At 70.2% G+C, this 20,875-nt stretch carries 18 protein-coding genes; 10 read left to right on the top strand and 8 right to left on the bottom strand.

The window, feature by feature from the left end:
• Positions 1 to 224 precede the first annotated feature (224 nt).
• Positions 225 to 719, bottom strand: a complete 495-nt coding sequence (locus tag ACWDNU_RS23840; protein ID WP_449670510.1) for a hypothetical protein — start codon at positions 717 to 719, stop codon at positions 225 to 227.
• A 98-nt stretch (positions 720 to 817) separates the two neighbouring features.
• Between ACWDNU_RS23840 and lspA the strand changes: the two genes are divergently transcribed.
• Both lspA and ACWDNU_RS23830 read left to right on the top strand, forming a co-directional pair.
• The gene (lspA, locus tag ACWDNU_RS23835; RefSeq protein ID WP_370935959.1) at positions 818 to 1,432 is read left to right on the top strand and encodes a signal peptidase II; all 615 of its coding nucleotides are present in this window, start codon (positions 818 to 820) and stop codon (positions 1,430 to 1,432) included.
• Positions 1,429 to 2,355 (top strand): RluA family pseudouridine synthase, encoded by a 927-nt coding sequence (locus tag ACWDNU_RS23830; RefSeq protein ID WP_370935960.1) that lies wholly within the window; start codon positions 1,429 to 1,431, stop codon positions 2,353 to 2,355. The genes lspA and ACWDNU_RS23830 overlap by 4 nt, the downstream gene beginning before the upstream one ends.
• Here ACWDNU_RS23830 and ACWDNU_RS23825 read toward each other — a convergent pair.
• Complete coding sequence (locus ACWDNU_RS23825; protein WP_449670509.1) at positions 2,352 to 3,812, bottom strand: AsnC family protein; 1,461 nt, start codon at positions 3,810 to 3,812, stop codon at positions 2,352 to 2,354. The genes ACWDNU_RS23830 and ACWDNU_RS23825 overlap by 4 nt on opposite strands.
• A gap of 439 nt (positions 3,813 to 4,251) precedes the next feature.
• Here ACWDNU_RS23825 and ACWDNU_RS23820 point away from each other — a divergent pair, with 439 nt between their 5' ends.
• The 5 genes from ACWDNU_RS23820 to ACWDNU_RS23800 all read left to right on the top strand — a co-directional run bounded on the left by ACWDNU_RS23820 (position 4,252) and on the right by ACWDNU_RS23800 (position 11,254).
• On the top strand, positions 4,252 to 7,566 hold the full coding sequence (locus ACWDNU_RS23820; protein ID WP_449670508.1) for a DUF885 domain-containing protein: 3,315 nt from the start codon (positions 4,252 to 4,254) through the stop codon (positions 7,564 to 7,566).
• The gene (gene fahA / locus ACWDNU_RS23815; protein ID WP_370935963.1) at positions 7,563 to 8,762 is read left to right on the top strand and encodes a fumarylacetoacetase; all 1,200 of its coding nucleotides are present in this window, start codon (positions 7,563 to 7,565) and stop codon (positions 8,760 to 8,762) included. Before ACWDNU_RS23820 ends, fahA begins: the two co-directional genes overlap by 4 nt.
• An 84-nt stretch (positions 8,763 to 8,846) precedes the next feature.
• Positions 8,847 to 9,887, top strand: coding sequence for an LLM class F420-dependent oxidoreductase (locus tag ACWDNU_RS23810; protein WP_344284942.1), 1,041 nt, complete (start codon positions 8,847 to 8,849; stop codon positions 9,885 to 9,887).
• 159 nt (positions 9,888 to 10,046) lie between these two features.
• Entirely contained in the window at positions 10,047 to 11,009 is a 963-nt protein-coding gene (locus ACWDNU_RS23805) for a Ppx/GppA phosphatase family protein (protein WP_370935964.1), read from the top strand.
• Between the two features lie 41 nt (positions 11,010 to 11,050).
• The gene (locus ACWDNU_RS23800; protein WP_449670507.1) at positions 11,051 to 11,254 is read left to right on the top strand and encodes a hypothetical protein; all 204 of its coding nucleotides are present in this window, start codon (positions 11,051 to 11,053) and stop codon (positions 11,252 to 11,254) included.
• A 273-nt stretch (positions 11,255 to 11,527) separates the two neighbouring features.
• Here ACWDNU_RS23800 and ACWDNU_RS23795 read toward each other — a convergent pair whose 3' ends face one another.
• From ACWDNU_RS23795 to ACWDNU_RS23775, 5 genes are all read right to left on the bottom strand, one after another.
• Positions 11,528 to 13,897, bottom strand: a complete 2,370-nt coding sequence (locus ACWDNU_RS23795; protein WP_449670506.1) for a glycoside hydrolase family 65 protein — start codon at positions 13,895 to 13,897, stop codon at positions 11,528 to 11,530.
• Complete coding sequence (locus tag ACWDNU_RS23790; protein WP_370935967.1) at positions 13,894 to 14,625, bottom strand: HAD family hydrolase; 732 nt, start codon at positions 14,623 to 14,625, stop codon at positions 13,894 to 13,896. The genes ACWDNU_RS23795 and ACWDNU_RS23790 overlap by 4 nt, the downstream gene beginning before the upstream one ends.
• Before the next feature lie 60 nt (positions 14,626 to 14,685).
• Positions 14,686 to 15,843, bottom strand: a complete 1,158-nt coding sequence (locus ACWDNU_RS23785; RefSeq protein WP_370940719.1) for an ROK family transcriptional regulator — start codon at positions 15,841 to 15,843, stop codon at positions 14,686 to 14,688.
• Positions 15,844 to 16,071: 228 nt separating this feature from the next.
• Entirely contained in the window at positions 16,072 to 17,376 is a 1,305-nt protein-coding gene (locus tag ACWDNU_RS23780) for a carotenoid oxygenase family protein (protein WP_449670505.1), read from the bottom strand.
• Complete coding sequence (locus ACWDNU_RS23775) at positions 17,373 to 17,936, bottom strand: hypothetical protein (protein ID WP_449670504.1); 564 nt, start codon at positions 17,934 to 17,936, stop codon at positions 17,373 to 17,375. The genes ACWDNU_RS23780 and ACWDNU_RS23775 overlap by 4 nt, the downstream gene beginning before the upstream one ends.
• Before the next feature lie 89 nt (positions 17,937 to 18,025).
• Between ACWDNU_RS23775 and ACWDNU_RS23770 the strand changes: the two genes are divergently transcribed.
• Together ACWDNU_RS23770 and ACWDNU_RS23765 are read left to right on the top strand one after the other, a co-directional pair.
• On the top strand, positions 18,026 to 18,550 hold the full coding sequence (locus ACWDNU_RS23770) for a PadR family transcriptional regulator (RefSeq protein ID WP_449670503.1): 525 nt from the start codon (positions 18,026 to 18,028) through the stop codon (positions 18,548 to 18,550).
• Complete coding sequence (locus ACWDNU_RS23765) at positions 18,514 to 19,110, top strand: NUDIX domain-containing protein (protein WP_449670512.1); 597 nt, start codon at positions 18,514 to 18,516, stop codon at positions 19,108 to 19,110. The genes ACWDNU_RS23770 and ACWDNU_RS23765 overlap by 37 nt, the downstream gene beginning before the upstream one ends.
• 23 nt (positions 19,111 to 19,133) lie before the next feature.
• On the opposite strand, the gene mgrA is transcribed toward ACWDNU_RS23765, so the two are convergent.
• A complete protein-coding gene (gene mgrA, locus ACWDNU_RS23760) occupies positions 19,134 to 20,162 on the bottom strand; it encodes an L-glyceraldehyde 3-phosphate reductase (RefSeq protein ID WP_449670502.1) in 1,029 nt (342 codons plus the stop codon).
• A 111-nt stretch (positions 20,163 to 20,273) separates the two neighbouring features.
• Between mgrA and ACWDNU_RS23755 the strand changes: the two genes are divergently transcribed.
• Positions 20,274 to 20,771 (top strand): hypothetical protein, encoded by a 498-nt coding sequence (locus ACWDNU_RS23755; protein WP_449670501.1) that lies wholly within the window; start codon positions 20,274 to 20,276, stop codon positions 20,769 to 20,771.
• Positions 20,772 to 20,875: the final 104 nt, after the last annotated feature.

The following is a 20,875-nucleotide window of genomic DNA, read 5'->3' as shown; positions in this document are numbered from 1 at the left end:
GCGCCGCGGACCGCTTTCACCGCGCGGATCGCCGGGCTGAACCTGGTGCCTTCGGCCTATCACGCCGGTCAGCCCCCAAACGCCGGCGCGATCCCGCGTGGTGGGCAAGTGAGCGGTCGGGGCTGGGCGCGGGTCAGGTTGGGTGTTGCGGGGCCGGGCGCGGGTCCAGTTGGGTTTGCCGGGCCGGGCGCGGGTCGAGTTGGGTTTGCGGGGCCGGGCGCGGGTCAGGTTGGGTTTTGCGGGGCTCGGGGGTGGGCTAGTTGGGCGTTGCAGGCTGAGTGGATCGCCTCTTTGATTTGCTCTTCGGTGCGGCCCCAGTCTTGATCCCACTCTTCGTCCAGCATCCAGGCTTGCGCCAGCGGCAGCTTGACGACGCTGTCGGCGTAGTTAGTGCGGACGATGATTGTGTGCAGGTCGTTCAGCAGGGCGCGCTCGGTTAGGCGGCCGTTCAGGAGCATCCGGGCCAAGTGCGTGAAGGCGGCTTGAGCCGCGTCGACCGGGGTCGGGATCGGGGTGTGGCAGTCGGCTAGGGCGGCCCGCTGCACGTCGTTGATTTCTCGTGGTTCGGTGCGGGAGAGGCCTGCCAGGTGGCGTAAGTGTTCGCCGTCTTCTCCCTCGGCTAGCCAGTGGGCTGCCCACAGGGGGAGGTCGTTCGTGGGGGAGAGGTCCAGGGCGATCCAGGCGGCGGCCACGGACGGGGTGGGGATCTCGGCGGGCATGCAGTGAGGATGGCGGGGAGGGGCGTGGCCGGGCGACTGAATTCCGGTCCGGGACTGCCGCTGTGACCTGCTTCGGCGCGGTTGTGGACAATGGGGGTGTGAGCACCGATCCTTCGCCGTCCGAATCCGAGGTCGAGCCGACTGCCGAACCGCCTGAGCAGGAGGCTGCCGAGGAAAGCGCGCCGTTGCCCAAGCGGCGGGTCTGGGTGGTGTTCGCGGTCGCGGCGCTGCTGTGGGCGATCGACCTGATCACGAAGAACCTCGTGGTCGCCAATCTCGAGGGCAAAGAGCCGAAGCCGATCCTCGGCGGGCTCATCTACCTGCAGGTCATCCGCAATCCGGGCGCCGCGTTCTCGATGGCGACCGGCATGACCTGGGTGCTCGCGCTCGTCGCGATCGGCGTCGTCGTCGCGATCGTGTGGATCTCGCGCCGGCTGCGGTCGGTCGGCTGGGCGATCGGCCTCGGGCTCGTGCTCGCCGGCGCGCTCGGCAACCTCACCGACCGGTTCTTCCGCGAACCCGGACCGCTGCGCGGGCACGTCGTGGACTTCATCTCCGCGTTCGCGCCCAACGGGCAGGGCTTCGCGATCTTCAACATCGCCGACTCCGCGATCTGCGTCGGCGGCGCGCTGATCGTCCTGCTGTCCCTGCTCGGCAAGGACTACGACGGCACCACCACTCGCGGCCGCGGCAAGAAGAAGGAATCCGAGTGAGCGCGCGCATGCTGCCCGTCCCCGACGGGCTCGACGGGATGCGCGTCGACGCCGGGCTGGCCAAACTGCTCGGCCTCTCCCGCACCGTCGTCGCGGACCTCGCGGCGGCGGGCGACGTCCTCCTCGACGGCCGTCCGGCGGGCAAATCGGACCGGCTCTCCGCCGGCGGGCTGCTCGAGGTGACGCTGCCGGAACCGGAACGTCCGGCGGAAATCGTCGCGGAGCCGGTCGACGGCATGAAGATCCTGCACGACGACGACGACATCGTGGTGATCTCGAAACCGGTCGGCGTCGCCGTGCACCCCAGCCCCGGCTGGACCGGCCCGACGGTCGTCGGCGGCCTCGCCGCGGCCGGGCTGCGCATCTCGACCTCCGGCGCGGCCGAACGGCAGGGCGTCGTGCACCGGCTCGACGCGGGCACCACCGGGGTGATGGTGGTGGCCAAGAGCGAGCACGCGTACACCGTGCTGAAGCGGGCGTTCAAGGAACGGACCGTCGACAAGGGCTACCACGCCGTCGTGCAGGGCCACCCCGACCCGACGCGCGGCACCATCGACGCCCCGATCGACCGCCATCCGCGGCACGACTACAAGTTCGCGGTCGTCGCGGGCGGACGGCCGAGCGTCACGCACTACGAGGTGGTCGAGGCGTTCCGGGCGGCTTCGCTGGCGCACGTGAAGCTGGAAACCGGGCGCACCCACCAGATCCGCGTGCACTTCTCCGCGCTGCGCCACCCGTGCGCCGGAGACCTGACCTACGGAGCGGACCCGGTCCTGGCCCGGAAGCTCGGCCTGACGCGGCAGTGGCTGCACGCGCGGACGCTGGGTTTCGCGCATCCGGCGGACGGCCGGTGGGTGGAGTTCGAGGCGGAGTATCCGGACGATCTGGCCAGTGCGCTGGAGATCCTGCGGGACGGGAATTAGTCGACGGCCCAGGTCAAGGTGCGCTCGTCCGGTTCCGGCCGGGGACTCCAGCGCACCGAGACCACCCGGGTCGCGGTCGGCAGGACGTAAACGGTGTGCCCGCCGAGCGTCTCGCCCGGCTGTACGCCGATCTTGTGCGGCGGCCGGGACGTCAGCGAAACCGGGGCCTTCGCGACGGTTTCGCCGCTGTCGGTGACTAGCTCGAGGTAATTGTCCGGCAGCGACGCGAACGGAATCGGCCCGCGGTTGGTGATCTCGGTGTGCACGACGACCGCGCGCTCGCCGTCCTCGAGCCGGTAGCCTGCCGCGCCGAAGAGGAAGTCGGCGGGATCCTGGACTTCCAGCAGTTGCACGGAAAGCTGTTCCCCTTCGAGCCCCTGTGACTGCATCGTCTCGCCGATCCGCCCCTGTTTCGCCGGTGCGGCGGCGGGCTTCGGGTCGTCGCCGCGGGCCCAGGAAGCGGTCTGCGGGACGCCCCACGTGCTGACGGCGGGGTCCGGGTGCGGTCCGGACTGTCCATTGTAGGCGTTCGCGGGCATTCCGGTCTGTGCGGGGGAATACGCGCCGGACATCCCGGGGATCCCGTTGGGGCCAGGGGGATACGCGCCCGAAATCCCGGCCGGTCCGGGGGCATACGCACCGGACACTCCCGGTGCGGCGCCGGGAAACCCGGGCGGGTAGGCGCCGGTAGTCCCGGGGCCGGGCATGCCGTGCTGGCCCGGCGAACCTGGTCCGGTCGCGGGGATCCCAGCCTGCCCGGGCGGATACGCGCCGGAGGTTCCCGGTCCGGGCATGCCGTGCTGGCCCGGCGGATGCGGGCCGGAATGTCCCGGCATCCCGGCCGAGTCGGCTATCCCGGACGGCCCGGGCGGGTGCGGACCGGACGCCCCAGGGGAGCCGCCCGGCATCCCCGGAGGCGGCACCATCCCGCCCGAAGCCGGAATTCCGGACGACGCCGGGCCGTTCGGCATCGGCGCCGCGGGCGGACCGGAGGGCGCGGCAGGGCCGGACGGCATCGAGCCTGGCGCGGGACCGGAGGGCAGGGAACCTGGCGCTGAAGCGGGGCCGGAGGGCATGGAGCCTGGTGCTGAAGCGGGGCCAGACGGCATGGAGCCTGGTGCCGGAGCGGGGCCGGACGGCATCGAGCCGGGCAGGCGGGAAGCCCCCTGCATCGGCGCGGCGGGGAACGGCACCGACCCCGGCCCGCCGCCCGGATACCCCGGAGCCTGCGGACGCTGCCACGACGCCTGCGCCCCCGAAATCGCCGCACGAAGCCCTTGCGGGTCGCTTTCGACCCCGACCAGCAGCGGCAATCCGCTGCCGGACAGCGCGACCAGCCGGTAGGCGACCTCCCGCGGATCCATCCCGACCTTCGCCGCCAGCTCGTGCACAGCACCCTTGCCCAGCTCGGCGAGCGCGGCGAGCAGGCGGATGTCGGCGGGATCGGTCACGGCCACTCCGGCAACGCTACCGCCTCGCCCGCCGGACCCGGCCGCACCACCGCGCCCGGCGTGCCCCGCGCGACCGCGGCGGGCGGCGGAGCACGGGTGGTCCGGGGAATCTGGCGGGTCGTGCCTGTGAGGAGCGGCCGCCGCGGAACCGGCGTTCCGCGCCCGCCCGCCTCGCGTTCCGCCCCGGCCACGACGGAGGCAACGGTCCGAGCCCGGCACGCAGAACCGGCCCCCGCGACGGACCGCGGGACACCGGGTCGCCCGCTGCCCAATCACCCGCTGCCCAGCCGCCTGACCAGCTCCTCCCGCAACGCCCCAGGTTCCACGGCCCGGAACGTTCCTGCGCCCGGAAGAAGGCCGTCGGCCCCGGACACGGGCGTCGCGGCCGCCGTCTCGATTAGGGTCGGAATCGCACCTTCTCCGCCTACCCTGGGGGTCCACGCCGATGTCCGTCGTTTCCGATCTCGCCGACGAGCTCGTCGAGGCGTCGTTCGACCACGAACCGCTCGACGCCGCCATTCTCGGCATCCGGCCGGACGCGCCGGGGCTCGGCGATCCGTCGGCCGCGGCGGAGGCGGCGTTCCGCGAGAAGATCACCAGCATCCGGGAGCGTGCCGAGGCGATCGACCCGGCCGGGCTCGAAGAAGCCGATCGCGTCACCCGCGACGTCCTGCTCAGCTCCGTCGACGGAAACCTCGACCGGATGGACAGCCGGGTCGTCGACTTCACCGTCACCGACCTCTTCGTCGGCCCCGCCTCCGGGCTCCTGTCCACGCTGCCGATGGTCACCGTCACCGCCGAAACCGCGGAGGCGCATCTCGGGCGGCTCGCCGAAATCCCCGAGTACCTCCGCGCCGTCGCGCAACGCCACCGCGACGGGATCGCCGCCGGTCTCCTGCCGATCGAACGCCTGGTCAAGGCCGCGATCGCGCACCTCGACCGCTACCTGGCCGAGCCCGAGAACGACCCGCTGCTGCGCCAGCCCGCCCCGGACGAGGACTTCGCCGCTCGCCGTCAGCAGGTCCTCAGCGAGGTCGCCCGGCCGGGCTTCCGCGAGTACCGCGACTTCCTCGAAGCCGAGGTCCTCCCGCACGGCCGCCCGGACGACAAGGGCGGCGTCTCCTGGCTGCCCGGCGGCGGCGAGATCTACGCCCGTCTCGCCCGCACTCACACCACCAGCAACCGCACCCCGCAGGAGCTGCACGACACCGGTCTCGCGGTGATCGCCGGCCAGGTCGAGCAGTACCAGGCCCTCGGCGAGCGCGTGTTCGGCACCCGCGAGCTGCCGGAGATCTTCGAGCGGCTGCGCACCGACCCGAAGCTCCGCTGGACGAGCGCCGAAGACCTCCTCGAAACCGCCCGCACGGCGATTTCCCGCGCCGAGGCCGAGGCGCCGAACTGGTTCGGCCGCATCCCGCGGCACCCGTGGACGGTCGAGGCGGTGCCGGAGGATTCCGCGCCCGGCGCGCCTCCGGCGTACTACATGCCGCCCGCCGCCGACGGGTCCCGGCCGGGCGTCTACTTCGCCAACACCCACCAGGCCACCGAGCGGTTCCGGCACACCGCCGAGGTCATCGCGTTCCACGAGGCGATCCCGGGCCACCACTTCCAGCTCAGCACCGCGCTCGACCTCGCCGAGCTGCCGCTGCTGCGCCGCATCGGGAACTTCACCGCGTACGCCGAGGGCTGGGGTCTCTACACCGAGCGCCTCGCCGACGAAATGGGCCTGTACTCCGACGACGTGTCGCTGCTCGGCATGCTGACGATGGAGTCGATGCGGGCCGGACGGCTGGTCGTCGACACCGGCCTGCACGCGCTCGGCTGGAGCCGGCAGCAGGCGGTCGACTACCTGCTGGAGCACACGCCGATGGCGCAGGTCGAAATCGAGTCCGAGGTCGACCGGTACCTCGGCTTCCCGGGCCAGGCGCTCGCGTACATGGTGGGACGGCTGGAAATCGAGCGGCTGCGCGAGCAGGCCGAACAGCGGCTCGGCAGCCGCTTCGACATCAAGGCGTTCCACGACACGATCCTCTCCGGCGGCTCCCTGCCGCTGTCGGTGCTGGACGCCGTGGTCACCGAGTGGGTGGCTGGCCACGGCGACACCGTCCTCGGCTTGGCCGACGAGCTGGTCGAGCTGAGCTTCGAAGCGGAACCGCTGGAGCGGACCGTTCTCGGGCTCCCCGGCGACCACGCCAAGCTCGGCGACCCGAGCCTCGCCGCGGCCGAGCGCCACCGGGCCGGGTACGCCGCTATCGCCGAGCGCGCCGACGCGATCGATCCGGCCGGGCTGAGCGCGTCCGAGGTCATCACCCGCGAGGTGGTGCGGTCGCACGCCCGCGGCGCGATCGACACGATCGACTCGCGGCTGTCCGGCTTCGCGGTGAGCGACGGCTTCAGCGCGCCCGCGCTGCACCTGGTCACCATCCTCCCCGCGCTGGTCCCGGACGACGCGGACAAGGCCCGCGACTACCTCGCCCGGCTGGCGGCGGTCGGCGGCTACCTCGACGCGGTGATCGAGGCCCAGCGGACGACGGTCGCGGACGGGTTCGCGCCGCCGGACTTCCTGGTGCGCATCGGGATCGAGTACGTCGAGCGATACCTCGCGAACGAGGAGGGCGACCCGTTCCGCGTCACGCCGACGGTCGAGGTCGAGGGCTTCGCCGCGGAGCGAGACCGGCTGCTCGCCGAGGTCGTGCGGCCCGCGTACCGGCGCTACCGCGACTTCCTCGCCGAGCACGTGCTGCCGGTTTCGAAGACGGACAGCCAGCCGGGCATCGGCCATCTCCCGGGCGGGCTGGAGAAGTACCAGGGCCTGATCCGCGTGCACACCACCACCGACCGCACGGCGCGGGAACTGCACGACACCGGTCTGCGGATGGGCGAAAAACTGGCCGAGGAATACCGCGAGCTGGGCGCCCGCGTGTTCGGCACCGGGGAGCTGGCGGAGATCTTCGACCGCCTCCGCACCGACCCGGAGCAGCGCTGGCGCGACGGCGAGGAGCTGCTGGAAGGCGCGCGGGCGGCCATTGTCCGGGCGGAAGCCGTCGCCCCGCAATGGTTCTCCCGGGTTCCGGACGCGAAGTGCGAGGTCGAGCCGGTCCCGGAGGCGGACGCGGCGAGCGGCACCATCGCCTACTACCTGCAGGCCGCGTTCGACGGTTCCCGGCCCGGCACGTACTACGCCAACACCTACGAGGCGAATTCGCGGCCGCGCTTCACCAGCGAGGCGATCGCGTTCCACGAAGCCGTTCCGGGACACCACTTCCAGCTCACCTTCGCGCAGGAGCTCACCGATCTGCCGCTGCTGCGCCGGATCGCGCCGTTCAACGCCTACATCGAGGGCTGGGGCTTGTACGCGGAGCGTCTCGCCGACGAGATGGGCCTGTACTCCGACGACATCGCCCGCTTCGGCATGCTCGCCCAGGACTCGATGCGGGCCGGCCGGCTCGTGGTCGACACCGGGCTGCACGCGCTGGGCTGGAGCCGCCAGCAGGCGGTCGACTACCTCGTCGAGTACACGCCGATGGCGAAGATGGAGATCGAGGCGGAGATCGACAGGTACGTCGCGAATCCGGGCCAGGCGCTGAGCTACATGGTGGGACGGCTGGAAATCCAGCGCGTTCGCGCCGAGGCCGAAAAGGCGCTCGGCGACCGGTTCGACATCCGCGCGTTCCACGACGTCATCCTGGGCAACGGAATTCTCCCGCTGTCCGCTTTGGACACTGTGGTCGGCGCGTGGATCGCGGAGGTTTCCGCGTGACCTGGCTCGACCTTCCGGACGGCACCCTCTTCGGTCTCGACAACCTGCCCTACGGCGTCTTCTCGCACGGCGAGCGGACCCGCCGGGCCGGTGTCGCGATCGGAGACCAGGTGCTCGACCTGAGCGCGGCGGCCGAGGGGGAGTCCTTCGGCCGCCTGCTCGGCGCGGGCGTGCTGAACCCGTTGCTCGCCGCCGGCCCGGACGTTTGGGCCGACGTGCGGGCGCGGGTCCGCGAATGGCTCAGCGAGCCGCGCCACGCCGACCGGATCCGGCCGCATCTGGTGCCCCGCAACGAAATCACGAGCCATCTGCCGGTGGAGGTCGCGGACTACGTCGACTTCTACTCCAGCGAGCAGCACGCGCTCAACGCCAGCCGGGTCTTCAGCGGCGGGGACGATCTGGTGCCGCCCAACTGGAAACACCTGCCGATCGGGTACCACGGCCGCGCGGGCACGGTCGTCGCGTCGGGCACGCCGGTGATTCGCCCGGCGGGACAACGGAAACCGCGCAAGGCGGCCGAACCGTCGTTCGGCAGCTCCACACTCCTCGACTTCGAGGCCGAGGTCGGCTTCGTCGTCGGCGTGGGATCCGAACTGGGCGCTCCGGTGCCGATCGACGAGTTCCCGCGCCACGTGTTCGGCGTCTGCCTGGTCAACGACTGGTCGGCGCGCGACCTGCAGGGCTGGGAAATGCAGCCGCTCGGGCCGTTCCTCGGCAAATCGTTCGCGACGTCGATGTCGCCGTGGCTGGTCCCGCTCGCCGCGCTGGAGCACGCCCGGGTGCCGCAGCCCGCGCAGGACCCGGAGCCGTTCGAGTACCTGCGCGGCGGCGAGTCGTGGAGTCTCGACCTGGCGCTGGAGATCCGGATCAACGGCCACCTCGTGTCGAGCCCGCCGTTCGCCACGCAGTACTGGACGGCCGCGCAGCAGCTCGCGCACCTCACGGTGAACGGCGCGAGCCTGCGCACCGGCGATCTGTACGCGTCCGGCACGGTCACCGGCCCGGCGAAGGACCAGCGCGGGTCGCTGCTGGAGCTGAGCTGGGGCGGTCGCGAACCGCTCGCGGTCGGCGAGGAGACCCGTGCCTTCCTGGAGGACGGCGACGAGGTCGTCATCACCGCCTCCGCCCCTGGTCCAGACGGTGCCCGGATCGGGTTCGGCGACGTGCGCGGGACGGTGGCTCCCGCTGTGGTGTGACCCACGCCGTAGCGTCGGCACTCGAGCGGCCGCATAATGAGCAAACGCTTAGTCACAGTCGACCGGCACGGGAATGAGGGATCGATGAGGATCGGCACCGGCGTCAGCTACTCGGGCGGGTTCGCCGAAAGCGTCGCGGACATCGTGGAGCTGGAGCGGGTCGGGCTCGACATCGTGTTCGTCCCCGAGGCCTACAGCTTCGACGCGGTGAGCCAGCTCGGCTACCTCGCCGCGAAGACCGAGCGCGTCGGCCTGATGTCGGGCATCTTCCAGATCTACACCCGCACGCCGAGCCTCACCGCGATGACCGCGGCCGGGCTGGACTTCGTGTCCGACGGCCGCTTCACGCTCGGTCTCGGCGCGTCCGGCCCGCAGGTCATCGAGGGTTTCCACGGCGTGAAGTACGACGCGCCGATCGGCCGCACCCGCGAGATCATCGAGATCTGCCGCCAGGTGTGGAAGCGCGAGCGCGTCGTGCACGACGGCAAGCACTACACGATCCCGCTGCCCGCCGACCAGGGAACCGGCCTCGGCAAGCCGCTCAAGCTGATCAACCACCCGGTGCGCGAGCGGATCCCGGTGGTGCTCGCCGCGCTCGGGCCGAAGAACGTCGCGCTCGCCGCCGAGGTCGCCGAGGGCTGGCAGCCGATCTTCTTCCACCCGGAGAAGGCCGCCGACGTCTGGGGCGCCTCGCTGGCCGAGGGCAAGGCCAAGCGCGACCCGGAGCTGGGCGAGCTGGACGTGTTCGCCGCGCCGCCGCTGGCGATCGGGGACGACGTCGAGGGCCTGCTCGACTGGGTGCGTCCGGTGTTCGCGCTGTACATCGGCGGGATGGGCGCGCGCGGCAAGAACTTCTACAACACGCTGGCCTGCAACTACGGCTACGAGGCCGAGGCGAAGAAGATCCAGGACCTGTACCTCGACGGCAAGAAGGAAGAAGCCGCCGCGGCGGTCCCGACGGAGCTGCTGCGCGCCACCTCGCTGGTCGGTCCGGCGGGGTATGTGAAGGAGCGGCTGGCGGCGTTCAAGGAGGCCGGGGCGACGACGCTGGCGGTCAACCCGCTGCAGCCCGGACGCGAGGCGCGAGTGGCCGCCGTCGCCAAGCTGAAAGAGCTGCTCGGATAGGTCCGGTATGATGCGGGCCACTGGGGTGTGAAAAAACCGCACCCCGGGGTCGATGCCGCCGTCGAAATGCCGTCAACTCTCCGCGCGGGGCGCGAATTCGAGAGTAAGAACGGGTTCAACGGGGAATCCGGGCGGGGCGAAAGCGAGGTAGGCCGGGCTGTGCGCAGAATCGAAGGATCCGCCGCCGCGGTGCTGGACGTGGGTTCGTTCAGTGCCCGGCTTGTCGTGCTCGAACCCGGCGGATCCCCGATCGACCCGGTCCTGACGCACCAGACCCGGCTGCGGCTCGACCGCGAACTCGACGACGACGGACGGCTCAGCGAATGCGGCATCGCGGCTATTGCGAAGGCCGTTTCCAGCGGGATGGAATTCGCTCGCGAGCACGGTGTCAAGGACGTGTTTCCGCTGGCCACGTCGTCAATCCGGGACGCGGTCAACTCTCGTGACGCAGTCCGGGAGGTGGCCCGCGAAACCGGTGTCGAGCTGCGGTTCCTCTCCGGCCGTCGCGAGGCGGAACTGACGTACGTCGGCGCGCGCCGCTGGTACGGCGCGTCCGGCGGCCCGCTGCTGGCGCTCGACATCGGCGGCGGCACGGTCGAGCTGTCCGCCGGAGCTGGTGAACAAGCGACATTCGCGCGGTCGCTGCCTCTGGGCGCCCGGTCGGTCACGCGCGACTGGCTGCCCGCCGAACCGCCGGTGCGCAGCAAGCAAGTGCGTGCGCTGCGTGACCACGTGCTGGAGGAAGTCTCCGCCGCTTTGGGCGACGTGCAGGCCGAACTGGCCGATCACCGGGTGGTCGGCTGTTCGAAGGTGCTGCGCCAACTGGCCCGGCTGGCGGGCGACCGCCCAGGCAAGGCCCGCGAACTGCACCTGGACGACGTGCGCGCGTGGATCCCGCGACTGTCGGCGATGCCCTTCGCGCGGCGGGCGCAGCTGCCGGGGATCTCGCGGCAGCGAGCCCAGCAGGCACTCGGCGGCGCGGTGGTCGCGGAGGCGCTGCTGACGGTCGCGGGCGGAAAGCTGACGATCTGCCCGTGGTCGACGCGAGACGGGCTCCTGCTGACGTTGCTGGACCAGCTCACGGACGCGACCGGTAAGCAACGATCGCGTCCGGCCGCGTGAACTCCCTGGTGCGAGGGCGGTAAACCGGGTATCCCGGAACCATGACCCCGCGCAGCGAATTCCACCCCCGCGACCGGTCCGAGGACGACGAAGAGGACTCGCCGTTCCCCGCGCGCCGCAAACGCGAACTGCCGGACGCGGACGAGCTGCCCGGCGAGGTGGCCAACGCGCCGGGACCGGACCTGAGCCCTTCGCGGACGGATGAGGTGCCTCGGGTGCCGGGGACGGACGACGCGCCGTCGTGAGTGGCGATGCCGGTTAGCGCGGACACCGGGCTGGCTGCCTGCGGTGGCGAGCGCCCCAATGTGGCATTGGGTGCGGCGGATGCACCCAATGTGGCGTTCGGTGCGTTGAGCGCACCCAATGCCACATTGGGGCGCAAGACCGCGCACAACCCGAACCCGCAGAGCTCCTCGGCCCACGAATGCTGAGCCTGCGCTCTCGCTCGGCGAAGCTTCCGCTCGGCCTGGTTCTCATGAGTGGCGATGCCGGTTCTAACCGGCATCGCCGCGCACGAGTCAGCTGCGGTCGAACTGCCGCACCTTCGACGCGTCCCGTCGCGCCGGCGCCCGCCCAATGGGCTGGACCGGCGCGGGGCCGGGATCCAGCTTCGGGATCGGCAACTCGACCGCCTCCGAGGTCACGGTGAACCGCTCGCCATGGTGGATCAGGTCCAGCGGCGGCCCGCTCAGCACCCGGTACGTCGCCGCGCCGTGCCGGATCGACACCTGGAACCGGGTTTCGCGGAAGGCGAGACGGAAGGTGAGGCCGCCGAGTTCGTCCGGCAGCCGCGGCGCGAACGACAGCTGGCCGCCGTAGTCGCGCAGGCCGCCGAATCCGGCCACTGCGGCCTGCCAGGCACCGGCCAGCGATGCCATGTGCAGGCCGTTGCGGACGTTGTTGTGCACGTCGTGCAGATCGGTCAGCGCGGCCTCGGCGAGGTAGTCGTACGCGAGCTGAAGGTGCCCGACCTCGGCCGCGATCACCGCCTGCGTGCCTGCGGACAGTGAAGAATCCCGGACGGTCCGCGCTTCGTAATAGGCGAAGTCGCGGGCTTTTTCCTCCGGGCTGAACGAATCGCCGCACAGGTGCAGGGCCAGCACGAGGTCGGCCTGCTTCACGACCTGCTTGCGGTACAGGTCGAAGTACGGGTAGTTCAGCAGCAGCGGGTAGAAATCCTCGTCGGTGGCGGCGAAATCCCACTCGTCGTGCTGCAGGAAGCCTTCCGACTGCGGGTGCACGCCGAGTTCCTGGTCGTACGGCAGCGCCATCGCCTCCGCCGCGGCGCGCCAGGAATCGATCTCGGGAGTGTCCACTTCGAACTGCGCGGCGATGTCCGGATGCCGACGGCACACGTCGGCCGCGGCGAGCAAGTTCTTGCGCGCCATCAGGTTCGTGTAGACGTTGTTGTCCGCCACCGCGGAGTACTCGTCGGGTCCGGTGACACCGTCGATGCGGAAGTGCCCGTGGTGGTCGAAATGCCCGAGAGACGCCCACAGTCGCGCCGTTTCCAGCAGCAGTTCCGCGCCGCAGGTGCGCTCGAAATGCTCGTCCTGGGTGGCGTTCACGTACCGCACGACGGCGTCGGCGATGTCCGCGCTGACGTGGAACGCCGCGGTGCCCGCCGGCCAGTACGCCGAGCATTCGGCGCCGTTGATGGACCGCCACGGGAAAGCCGCGCCGCGCAAGCCGAGTTGGGTCGCGCGTTCTCTCGCTTTGTCTATTGTGGAGTGTCGCCAGCCGAGGGCGTCACGGGCGGCGTCCGGCATCGTGTACGTCAGCACCGGCAGCACGAACGTCTCGCTGTCCCAGAACGCGTGCCCGTCGTATCCCGGCCCGGTGAGGCCTTTTCCGGCGATAGCACGGGTTTCGCCGCGGGCTCCGGCCTGCAGCAGATGGAAAAGCGCGAACCGGACGGCCTGCTGGAGTTCCGGGTCGCCGTCGATTTCGATGTCCGAAGTGGCCCAGAAGTCGTCGAGGAACTGGCGCTGTTCAGCGGCCAGGCCCTTCCAGCCGGTCTGCCGGGCACCGGCGAGCGCGGCTTCGACCTGCGCGCGCAAGGCAGGCGCGGAGCGTTGCGCGGACCAGCCGTAGGCGAGGAATTTGGTGACCCGCAGCCGTCCGCCCTTGGGCACGTCGACCGCGGCGGTGAGCCGGGCGAGGTCCTCCTCGGCGTGGATGCGGGTGCGCAGGCCGTCGTCGACCTCGATTTTGTGGTCCATCGCGGCGGCGACCCGCAGCCCGGACATCCGGGTCTGGTGCACGAGGACAGCCTGGTAGCCCGCGGCGTGGCTGAACTCGCCGACCAGCGGCGCGTCGAGCGCGGCGGCGACGCGCGGGTCGCGGGTGTCGGACTCGACCGGCTCGTTCGCCAGCAGGTCGGACTGGACGACGAGCTGCAGGTCCTCGTCGAGCGGTTCGACCTCGTAGCGGATCGCGGCGACCGCTCGCTGGGTGAAGGAAACCAGCCGTTCGGTGGTCACCCGCACGCGCCGTCCGGTGGGGGAGGACCATTCGGTGACGCGGCGCAGCGTGCCCCGGCGGAAGTCGAGCACGCGGTCGTGCGCGGTCGCGATGCCGTAGCGCATGTCCAGCGGCTCGTCCTCGACCAGCAGCCGGATGATCTTGCCGTCCGTCACGTTGACGACGGTCTGGCCTTCCTCCGGGTAGCCGTAACCGCCCTCGGCGTAGGGGAGTTCGTGCTGTTCGTAGAACCCGTTGAGGTAGGTGCCGGGCAGCCCGCGCGGTTCGCCTTCCTCGAGGGTGCCGCGCAGTCCGATGTGTCCGTTCGACACCGCGAAGGCGGATTCGGTGCGCTGCAACGCATCCACGTCGAGACCGCGCCAGCGCAGCTCCCACGGGGAGCATTCGTAACCGAGTTCCGTCACTTGTCCTCCAGCAGGTCGGCGAGGTCGTCCACCACGACGTCGGCGCCGTGCGCGCGCAATGCGTCTGCCTGGTTCTCGCGGTTCACGCCCACGACGTAACCGAAACCGCCGGCTTTGCCCGCTTGGACGCCGGATTGTGCGTCCTCGAACACCGCGGCCTGCTTCGGGTCCACGCCGAGTTCCTTGGCCCCGGCCAGGAAGGAATCGGGCGCGGGCTTGCCTTTCAGGTGATCGCGACGGATGACCAGGCCGTCGACTCGGGCTTCCACGAAGCGGGACAGGTCGGCTGCGTCGAGGACCTTGGCGCCGTTCGCCGACGAGGTCACCACGGCGATCCGCAGCCCGGCACGCTTCGCTTCTTCCAGGTAGCGCACGGACCCGGGATACGGGTTTACGCCGCGTTCGTCGATGATCTTCAGGACGAGTTCGTTCTTGCGGTTGCCGATGCCGTTCACGGTCGGCGCGTCGACGGCGTCGTCCGGGGTGCCCTCGGGGAGCTCGATTCCGCGCGAGCGAAGGAATTCCCGTACGCCGTCGGCCCTCGGGCGGCCGTCTACGTAGGTCGCGTAGTCGGCGTCGGTGAACTCCTGGAAGTTCGCGGCGTCCCGGGAGCGCAGGTATTCGTCGAACGTCCGTTTCCACGCCTCGCGGTGGAGCACGGCCGTCCCGGTCAGTACGCCGTCCAGGTCGAAGAGGCAGGCGGTGATGGTGTCGGGCAGTCCGATCATGCCTGCAACGTACCGGTCCCGGGTGACATTCGCGGGCCGCGGCGCGACGTTTACCGAGCGTCAGGCGGCGCCTACGCGGCGGTCGAACACCAGTCGTTCCGCCGCCCGCAGGCCGACGCTGATCGCGCCGGTGAGGACGCCGTCGTCGCCGAGTTCGCCTTGCACCACAGTCGTTGTGAGCGGGGTGAACGCGCGGAGCGCCCGGTCGATCGGTTCCAGCAGCAGATCCGCCGCCGTCCCGACTCCGCCGCCCAGGACGATCAGCTCCGGGTCGATCACCGCGGCCACCGAAGCGACGGTGTACGCGAGCCGGTCTGCTTCCTCGGACACCGCGCGTTGCGCCAATTCGTCACCCTCGCGGGCGAGGCGGAAGACTTCGCGCGCCGATCGCGCTGTGCCCAGGCCAAGTTCGCGTGCGCCGCGGACCACCGATTGGGCGGCGGTGGCCTCCTCCAGGTGTCCGCGTGCGGGCGGTTCGCCGGGCTCGTCGGCGACATGCGTACGGCCGTAAGGCAGGTAGCCGATTTCGCCCGCCGCGCCGGTGGCACCGCGGAAAACCCGGCCGTCGACCATCAAGCCCATGCCGACACCGGTGCCGATGGTGATGCAGCCGACCACCGAAGCTCCGCGCGCGGCGCCGCTTTCCCATTCGCCGACCGCGGTGAGGTTCGCGTCGTTCTCCACCACCAGTTCCGGCCCGAGCACCTGCTCCAGGTCGTCGAGCAGCCCCGGACGGCCCCAGCCGGGCAGGTTCGGCGCGTGCCGGAAACAGCGTTTGACCGGGTCCGCGACGCCGGGGGAGCCCAGCACGCGGACCACGATGTCGTCGTTCGTCAGGCCCGCCTCGGCCACGATGTCCGTCGCCAGCTTGCCCAGCGCGGAGATCAGCGCGCTGCCGGAGCGGGCCGTGTTGCGGACGTCGCGCCGGGCCACCGTGGTGCGGCCCAGATCGGCGACCGCGACCCGGATGTGCTCGCGGCCGATGTCCAGGCCCAGCACGTACCCCGCGGTCGGGTCCGCCTCGTAGAGCACCGCCGAGCGGCCGGTGCCGGTGGACGTGTGCCCGGTCGCGCGCGCGAGCCCGGCGGCCTCCAGCGCCAGCAGAGCCTGGCTCACCGTGGGCTTCGACAGCCCGGTGTCCTTCGCCACCTGCGGCCGCGTCGCGGGCCCGCCGCGGCGCAACAGGTCGAGCACCGCCCGCTGGTTGATCATGCGCATCCCGGCCGGGGTGCCGACCGGTGGTGTACCCGACCCTGCCACCTGCTGAGTTTCCTTCCCGTTCGGACTTCCGTCCTGCCACGGTAACCGGATTCGCCCCGCTTTGGCAGGAAAGTTTCTTTTCTTCCGGCTCGGGAGGGCAGGCGGACGGCTCGGTCCCGACGATACGGGCTCGGCGGACGGAACCCGGGAGGGCACGCAGAGTTTGCCGTCCGCTGGTTGACCGGATCAGGCGTCGGGCAGCCAGTTGCCGTGAAACCCGGCTGGCACGCGGCCCGGCAGATGGACCGTCGCGACCGGGGCCGCTTCGATGTCCTGCGCGTCGAGCACCACCAGGTCGCTGCGGTCGTTCGGTCCGTCGTAGACGTAGGCGAGCAGCCAGCCCGCGCCGTCCGGACGGTCGTCTGCCGGAACGAACACCGCCTCGCCGGGGATGTGTCCTTCCGGGAACAGATGCTCGCGCGCGGCGTTGGTGTGCAGGTCATAGCGGCGGAGCACGAGCGGACCCTTCGGACCGTGCGATCCGGTGACGTGCCCGAAACGGGCGTCGAGCCCGGCGAGCCGGTCGTCGATGCGGGGGAAGTCGCCGTCGCGGTCGTCGAGCAGATCCTCGGTCACCGTGCCCGCGCGCGGGTCGATCGTCCACCGCCACAGCACGCCCTTCGGATCCGGGATGCCCGGCTTGGACAGATGCTCGTACCGCACGACGTGCACCACGATCCGGCCGTCGGCGGTGTCGTGCGCGTTGAGGGTGTGGAAGACGTAGCAGGGGTCGATCTCGAACCAGCGCACGCCGTCCTCCGGGCGCTCGCGGCTGAGCAGGCCGAGGCGCGCGCCGTACGTGTCGCTCCAGCGGAACGGCATGCCGCCGTCGGTTCCGTGCTCGAACACCACCGGCAGGTCGAAGAACACGACGTGCCGCCGGGTGAGCGCGAAGTCGTGCATCATCGTCAGGCCGGGCACGTCGATCGGCTGCCGCAGCACGAGTTCTCCGGCGGCGTTGGCACGGTAGTAGCTCACGTGCGGGGCGGTGATGCTCCCGTAGCCGAAGAAATGCAGTTCGCCGGTTTCCGGGCAGATCTTGGGATGCGCGGTCATCGAATCGGCGAGCTTGCCGCCGAAATCGTAGACGCCGACGGTGTCGAGATCCGTGGTGATTTCGTACGGCAGCGAGGATTCCACGAGCGCGAGCGTGCGTCCCGCGTGATTGACGACGTGGGTGTTGGCGACGCTCCATCTCAGGTTTCGCGTTCCGTCGGCGTTGTAGAGCGCCGGATTCGGGATGTCGAAGCTTTCGGTGCGCACCCAGCGGTTGCGGTACCAAGCCGCGCGGCCGTTTTCGAGCCGGACGCCGTGCACCATTCCGTCGCCGGTGAACCAATGCGCGCTGTCCTGTCGCGGGTTCGGACCGTTGCGCAGGTACCAGCCGTTGAGTTCCGGCGGCAACGCTCCGGTGACGGGCAGGTCGTAGGCGGTGAGTTCGTCGTGGACGGGGGCGTAATGGCCTTTGAGGTGGAAATCAGTGGTGGTCATTGATTCGCTTTCTGGGCGCGGGCCCGGACGATGCGCGGGTAGCGAATGGTGAATGCGATCGGGATCGCGAAGCCGAGCACCTTGATGATGATCAAACCGACAGTGGCGTGCGGTGCGGAATGCAGCAGAACGGCTTCGGCGATCCCGGCGACCGTGAAGCTGGCCGCCCACACTGCGGTGATAACGACATTGACCCGGCGAAACACAGCGGTGGCGGCGATTTCCGGCGGAACCATGGTTTTCGCGATCCCGAGCGTGAACGGCCGTTTCGCGGCGAGCGAACCCCAGGCGGTGACCGCCAGCCAGAGATCGGTAAGCGCGCCGACGTAATCCCTGAGCGGCGAGGCCGGATCGCTGAACGACCAGATCGAGAGCGCCGCGAAGAAGACGACCGCGGAGACCTCGATGAACAGCGTGTCCCAGCCCTTGCCGCGCCGGCGTTCCAGCACAAGGAGTCCGCCCGCGAGCACCAATCCGGTCAGTCCGGACCACCGCCAGTCGGCCTGCGTGGACACGACCGCGAAGGCGATCCACGGAAGGAAACTCTTCAGGTAGTTCATCGGTGCCCCTCGCTCACGTTCCTGTGCTGACATGTCAAAGCTAGAAGGTCCTGGCTGGACATGTCAATAGTGGAAGGTAAGGTGAGGGCATGACCTTGCGACACGCGGTGCTGGGGCTGCTCGCCAGCGCTCCCGGAAGCGGCTACGACCTGCTGAAACGCTTCGAAACGGCGATGTCGAGCGTCTGGACGGCCACGCAGAGCCAGCTGTACGGGGAACTGGGCAAGCTGGAGAGCGCGGACTTGATCGAGGTGTCCGCCGAGGGGCCGCGCGGGCGCAAGGAGTACGCGATCACCGACGCAGGACGGTCGGAATTGCGGAAGTGGCTGCTGGAGGAGCGGCCGCCTGCTGCGCGGCGGAACGAGATGCTGCTGCGGGTGTACTTCCTGGGCGAGGTCACGCCGGAGGAGGCGCGGGGGTTCCTTGGCCGGCACGGCGCCTTCGCGAAGGGACTGGTCGACGAGCTGGCGGCGCTGGAAGCCTCGGTCGATTGGGATGACAGCGATCCGTCGCTTTACGGCCGCCTGGCTCTGGAGTGGGGCAAGCGATACGCGGCGATGGAACGGGATTGGGCGAAGTGGGCGGCGGAGACGATCCGCACGGCCCGGGGCTGATCATGACCGGCAACCCGGCCAGCCACTGCGGCGACGATGCCGTTTTCGCGGCCGACCTTCAGGAGGAGGGCGAGCCGGAAGCCGAGTTCAATCCCGGCATCGCCACCCGGTTCCCGCGCAAGAACGCGGCCGCCGGAGTGCTCGCCCGCGACGAACACGGTCGAATCCTGTTCGTCTCTCCGACCTACAAGCCGTTCCTGGAGATTCCGGGCGGCTTGGTGGAAGACGACGAGTCACCGCTGGCGGCGTGCCGTCGCGAGGTCCGCGAAGAACTCGGCATCGACGTGCCGGTCGGACGCCTGCTCGTCGTCGATTGGCTGCCCACGCACGGCGTCTGGCGGGACAGCCTGCAGTTCATTTTCGACGGCGGTGTGCTGAGCCGGGAGCAGATCGGCGCCATCCGCCTGGCTTCGGACGAGGTGAGCCGGTTCGAGTTCCTTGAGCTCGAGACCGCGGTGCCGCAATTACGGCCGTCGAAGGCGCGGCGAATTTCCCTGGCGCACCAAGCGTTTCTGGACGGGGAGACGGTCTACGGAGAGTTTGGCCGGAGGCTCGGGTAGCCCGAACCTCCGGCCGCGCCGGGTCATCCGTTCGAGGACCGCTTCCAGATGTTGATGTCTTCTTCGGTGGCGTGCTGGTCGATCTCGGCCAGCTCCTCCGCGGTGAACGACAGGTTGTCCAGCGCGGCCACGTTGTCCTCCAGCTGCGCCACACTGCTGGCCCCGATCACCAGCGACGTCATCCGCGGATCCCGCAGCGCCCAGGCCAGCGCCAGCTGCGCCAAAGTCTGCCCGCGTCGCTCGGCGATCTCGCCCAGCGCCCGGATCTTGCCGAGCTTCTCCTCGGTGATCGTGTCCGGGTTCAGCGACTTCCCCTGCGCCGCCCGGGAATCCGACGGGACCCCGGAAAGGTACTTGTTCGTCAGCAATCCCTGCGCCAGCGGCGAAAACGCGATGCACCCGGCCCCGGCCTGCTCCAAAGTCCCGAGCAGGTCGTCAGTTTCGGTCCAGCGGTTGAACATCGAGTACGACGGCTGGTGAATCAGCAGCGGCGTGCCCAAATCCCGCAGCATCTGCGCGGCCTCCGCGGTCCGCGCGGAGTTGTAGGACGAGATCCCGACGTACAACGCCTTGCCCGACCGAACCGCCCGGTCGAGCGCGCCGACGGTCTCCTCCAGCGGCGTCTCCGGGTCGAAGCGGTGCGAGTAGAAGATGTCGACGTAGTCCAGCCCCATCCGCCCGAGCGACTGGTCGAGGCTGGCCAGCAGGTACTTCCGCGAACCCCATTCACCGTACGGCCCGGGCCACATGTCGTAGCCGGCCTTCGTCGAGATGATCAACTCGTCGCGGTAGGGCTTCAGGTCGCTCGCCAGCAACCGGCCGAAGTTCTCCTCGGCGCTGCCGTACGGCGGGCCGTAGTTGTTGGCCAGGTCGAAGTGCGTGATGCCCAGGTCGAAGGCGCGCCGGACGATATCGCGCTGAGTGGTGAGCGGGCGGTCGTTCCCGAAGTTGTGCCACAGTCCGAGCGAGATCGCGGGCAGCTTCAGCCCGCTGCGCCCGCAACGGCGGTAGGGCATCGAATCGTAACGGTGGTCTGCGGCAACGTAAGTCACGCCGCGATGCTAGCCCGCGAGGTGTCCGCGCACGGTGGGTGACATCCGGGTAGCGGGGCAAAATCCGGTTTCATGCGCGACATCCCATTTCGCTCCGTACTATGCGTGGCCATGATCAGGCGAGTGGCTCTGGGGTTGGCTGTCGTCGTCTCGGCGGCGGGATGCAGCGGTGCCGGTCCGTCGGAAGTGTTCGCGAGAACGGACGCCTGCAAGTTGCTGACGACTGCCGCTCGGGGCACGCCGATCGACCTGCGGCGGAGCGAGTACAAGCTGACGGCGTCCACTCCCGCCGCGGTGACGGGAGGCATAGGCGGCTGCCGCACCGAATGGAACCCGCCGCGCGGCAAGCTGACCGGCGGCGACCTGGCCGCGACTCTGGACCTGGCCGAGGCGGAGGACTGGAGCGGGCACAGCGAGTCGAGCGTCCAGGGCGGGCACGACGTCCGGAAGGACGCCACGAAAGGCGGCGGCGGATGCCGGTATCAGGTCCAGATTTCCGGCACTGACGCGGCGGTGCACGTCTGGTATCTCGATCGATCCGTGGGCAACGAAGGGTCCTGCGCGGTCGCGAAACAGTTGGTGGACCAGGTCATTCCCAGCCTGCCGTGACGACGTTTCCGATGCTCGGCATACGTCGGAGGAATGCCCGACTTCGCGGCGCTCTTGAGTCGTGCGCCTGGGCTTAGATCCGATGTCTGGTCGCCGGGACGTCT

The sequence above is a fragment of the Amycolatopsis sp. NPDC003676 genome, from assembly GCF_053587275.1.
The sequence above is the reverse complement of the archived record's forward strand: the minus strand, read 5'-3'. Positions and strand labels throughout refer to the sequence as shown.

Bases quoted from the DNA above. Each gene is read 5' to 3' on its own strand.
- ACWDNU_RS23840 (WP_449670510.1), bottom strand. From the start codon at position 719: ATGCCCGCCGAGATCCCCACCCCGTCCGTGGCCGCCGCCTGGATCGCC.
- ACWDNU_RS23820 (WP_449670508.1), top strand. From the start codon at position 4,252: ATGTCCGTCGTTTCCGATCTCGCCGACGAGCTCGTCGAGGCGTCGTTC.
- ACWDNU_RS23810 (WP_344284942.1), top strand. From the start codon at position 8,847: ATGAGGATCGGCACCGGCGTCAGCTACTCGGGCGGGTTCGCCGAAAGC.
- ACWDNU_RS23800 (WP_449670507.1), top strand. From the start codon at position 11,051: ATGACCCCGCGCAGCGAATTCCACCCCCGCGACCGGTCCGAGGACGAC.
- ACWDNU_RS23790 (WP_370935967.1), bottom strand. From the start codon at position 14,625: ATGATCGGACTGCCCGACACCATCACCGCCTGCCTCTTCGACCTGGAC.
- ACWDNU_RS23785 (WP_370940719.1), bottom strand. From the start codon at position 15,843: ATGCGCATGATCAACCAGCGGGCGGTGCTCGACCTGTTGCGCCGCGGC.
- ACWDNU_RS23780 (WP_449670505.1), bottom strand. From the start codon at position 17,376: ATGACCACCACTGATTTCCACCTCAAAGGCCATTACGCCCCCGTCCAC.
- ACWDNU_RS23775 (WP_449670504.1), bottom strand. From the start codon at position 17,936: ATGAACTACCTGAAGAGTTTCCTTCCGTGGATCGCCTTCGCGGTCGTG.
- ACWDNU_RS23770 (WP_449670503.1), top strand. From the start codon at position 18,026: ATGACCTTGCGACACGCGGTGCTGGGGCTGCTCGCCAGCGCTCCCGGA.
- ACWDNU_RS23755 (WP_449670501.1), top strand. From the start codon at position 20,274: ATGATCAGGCGAGTGGCTCTGGGGTTGGCTGTCGTCGTCTCGGCGGCG.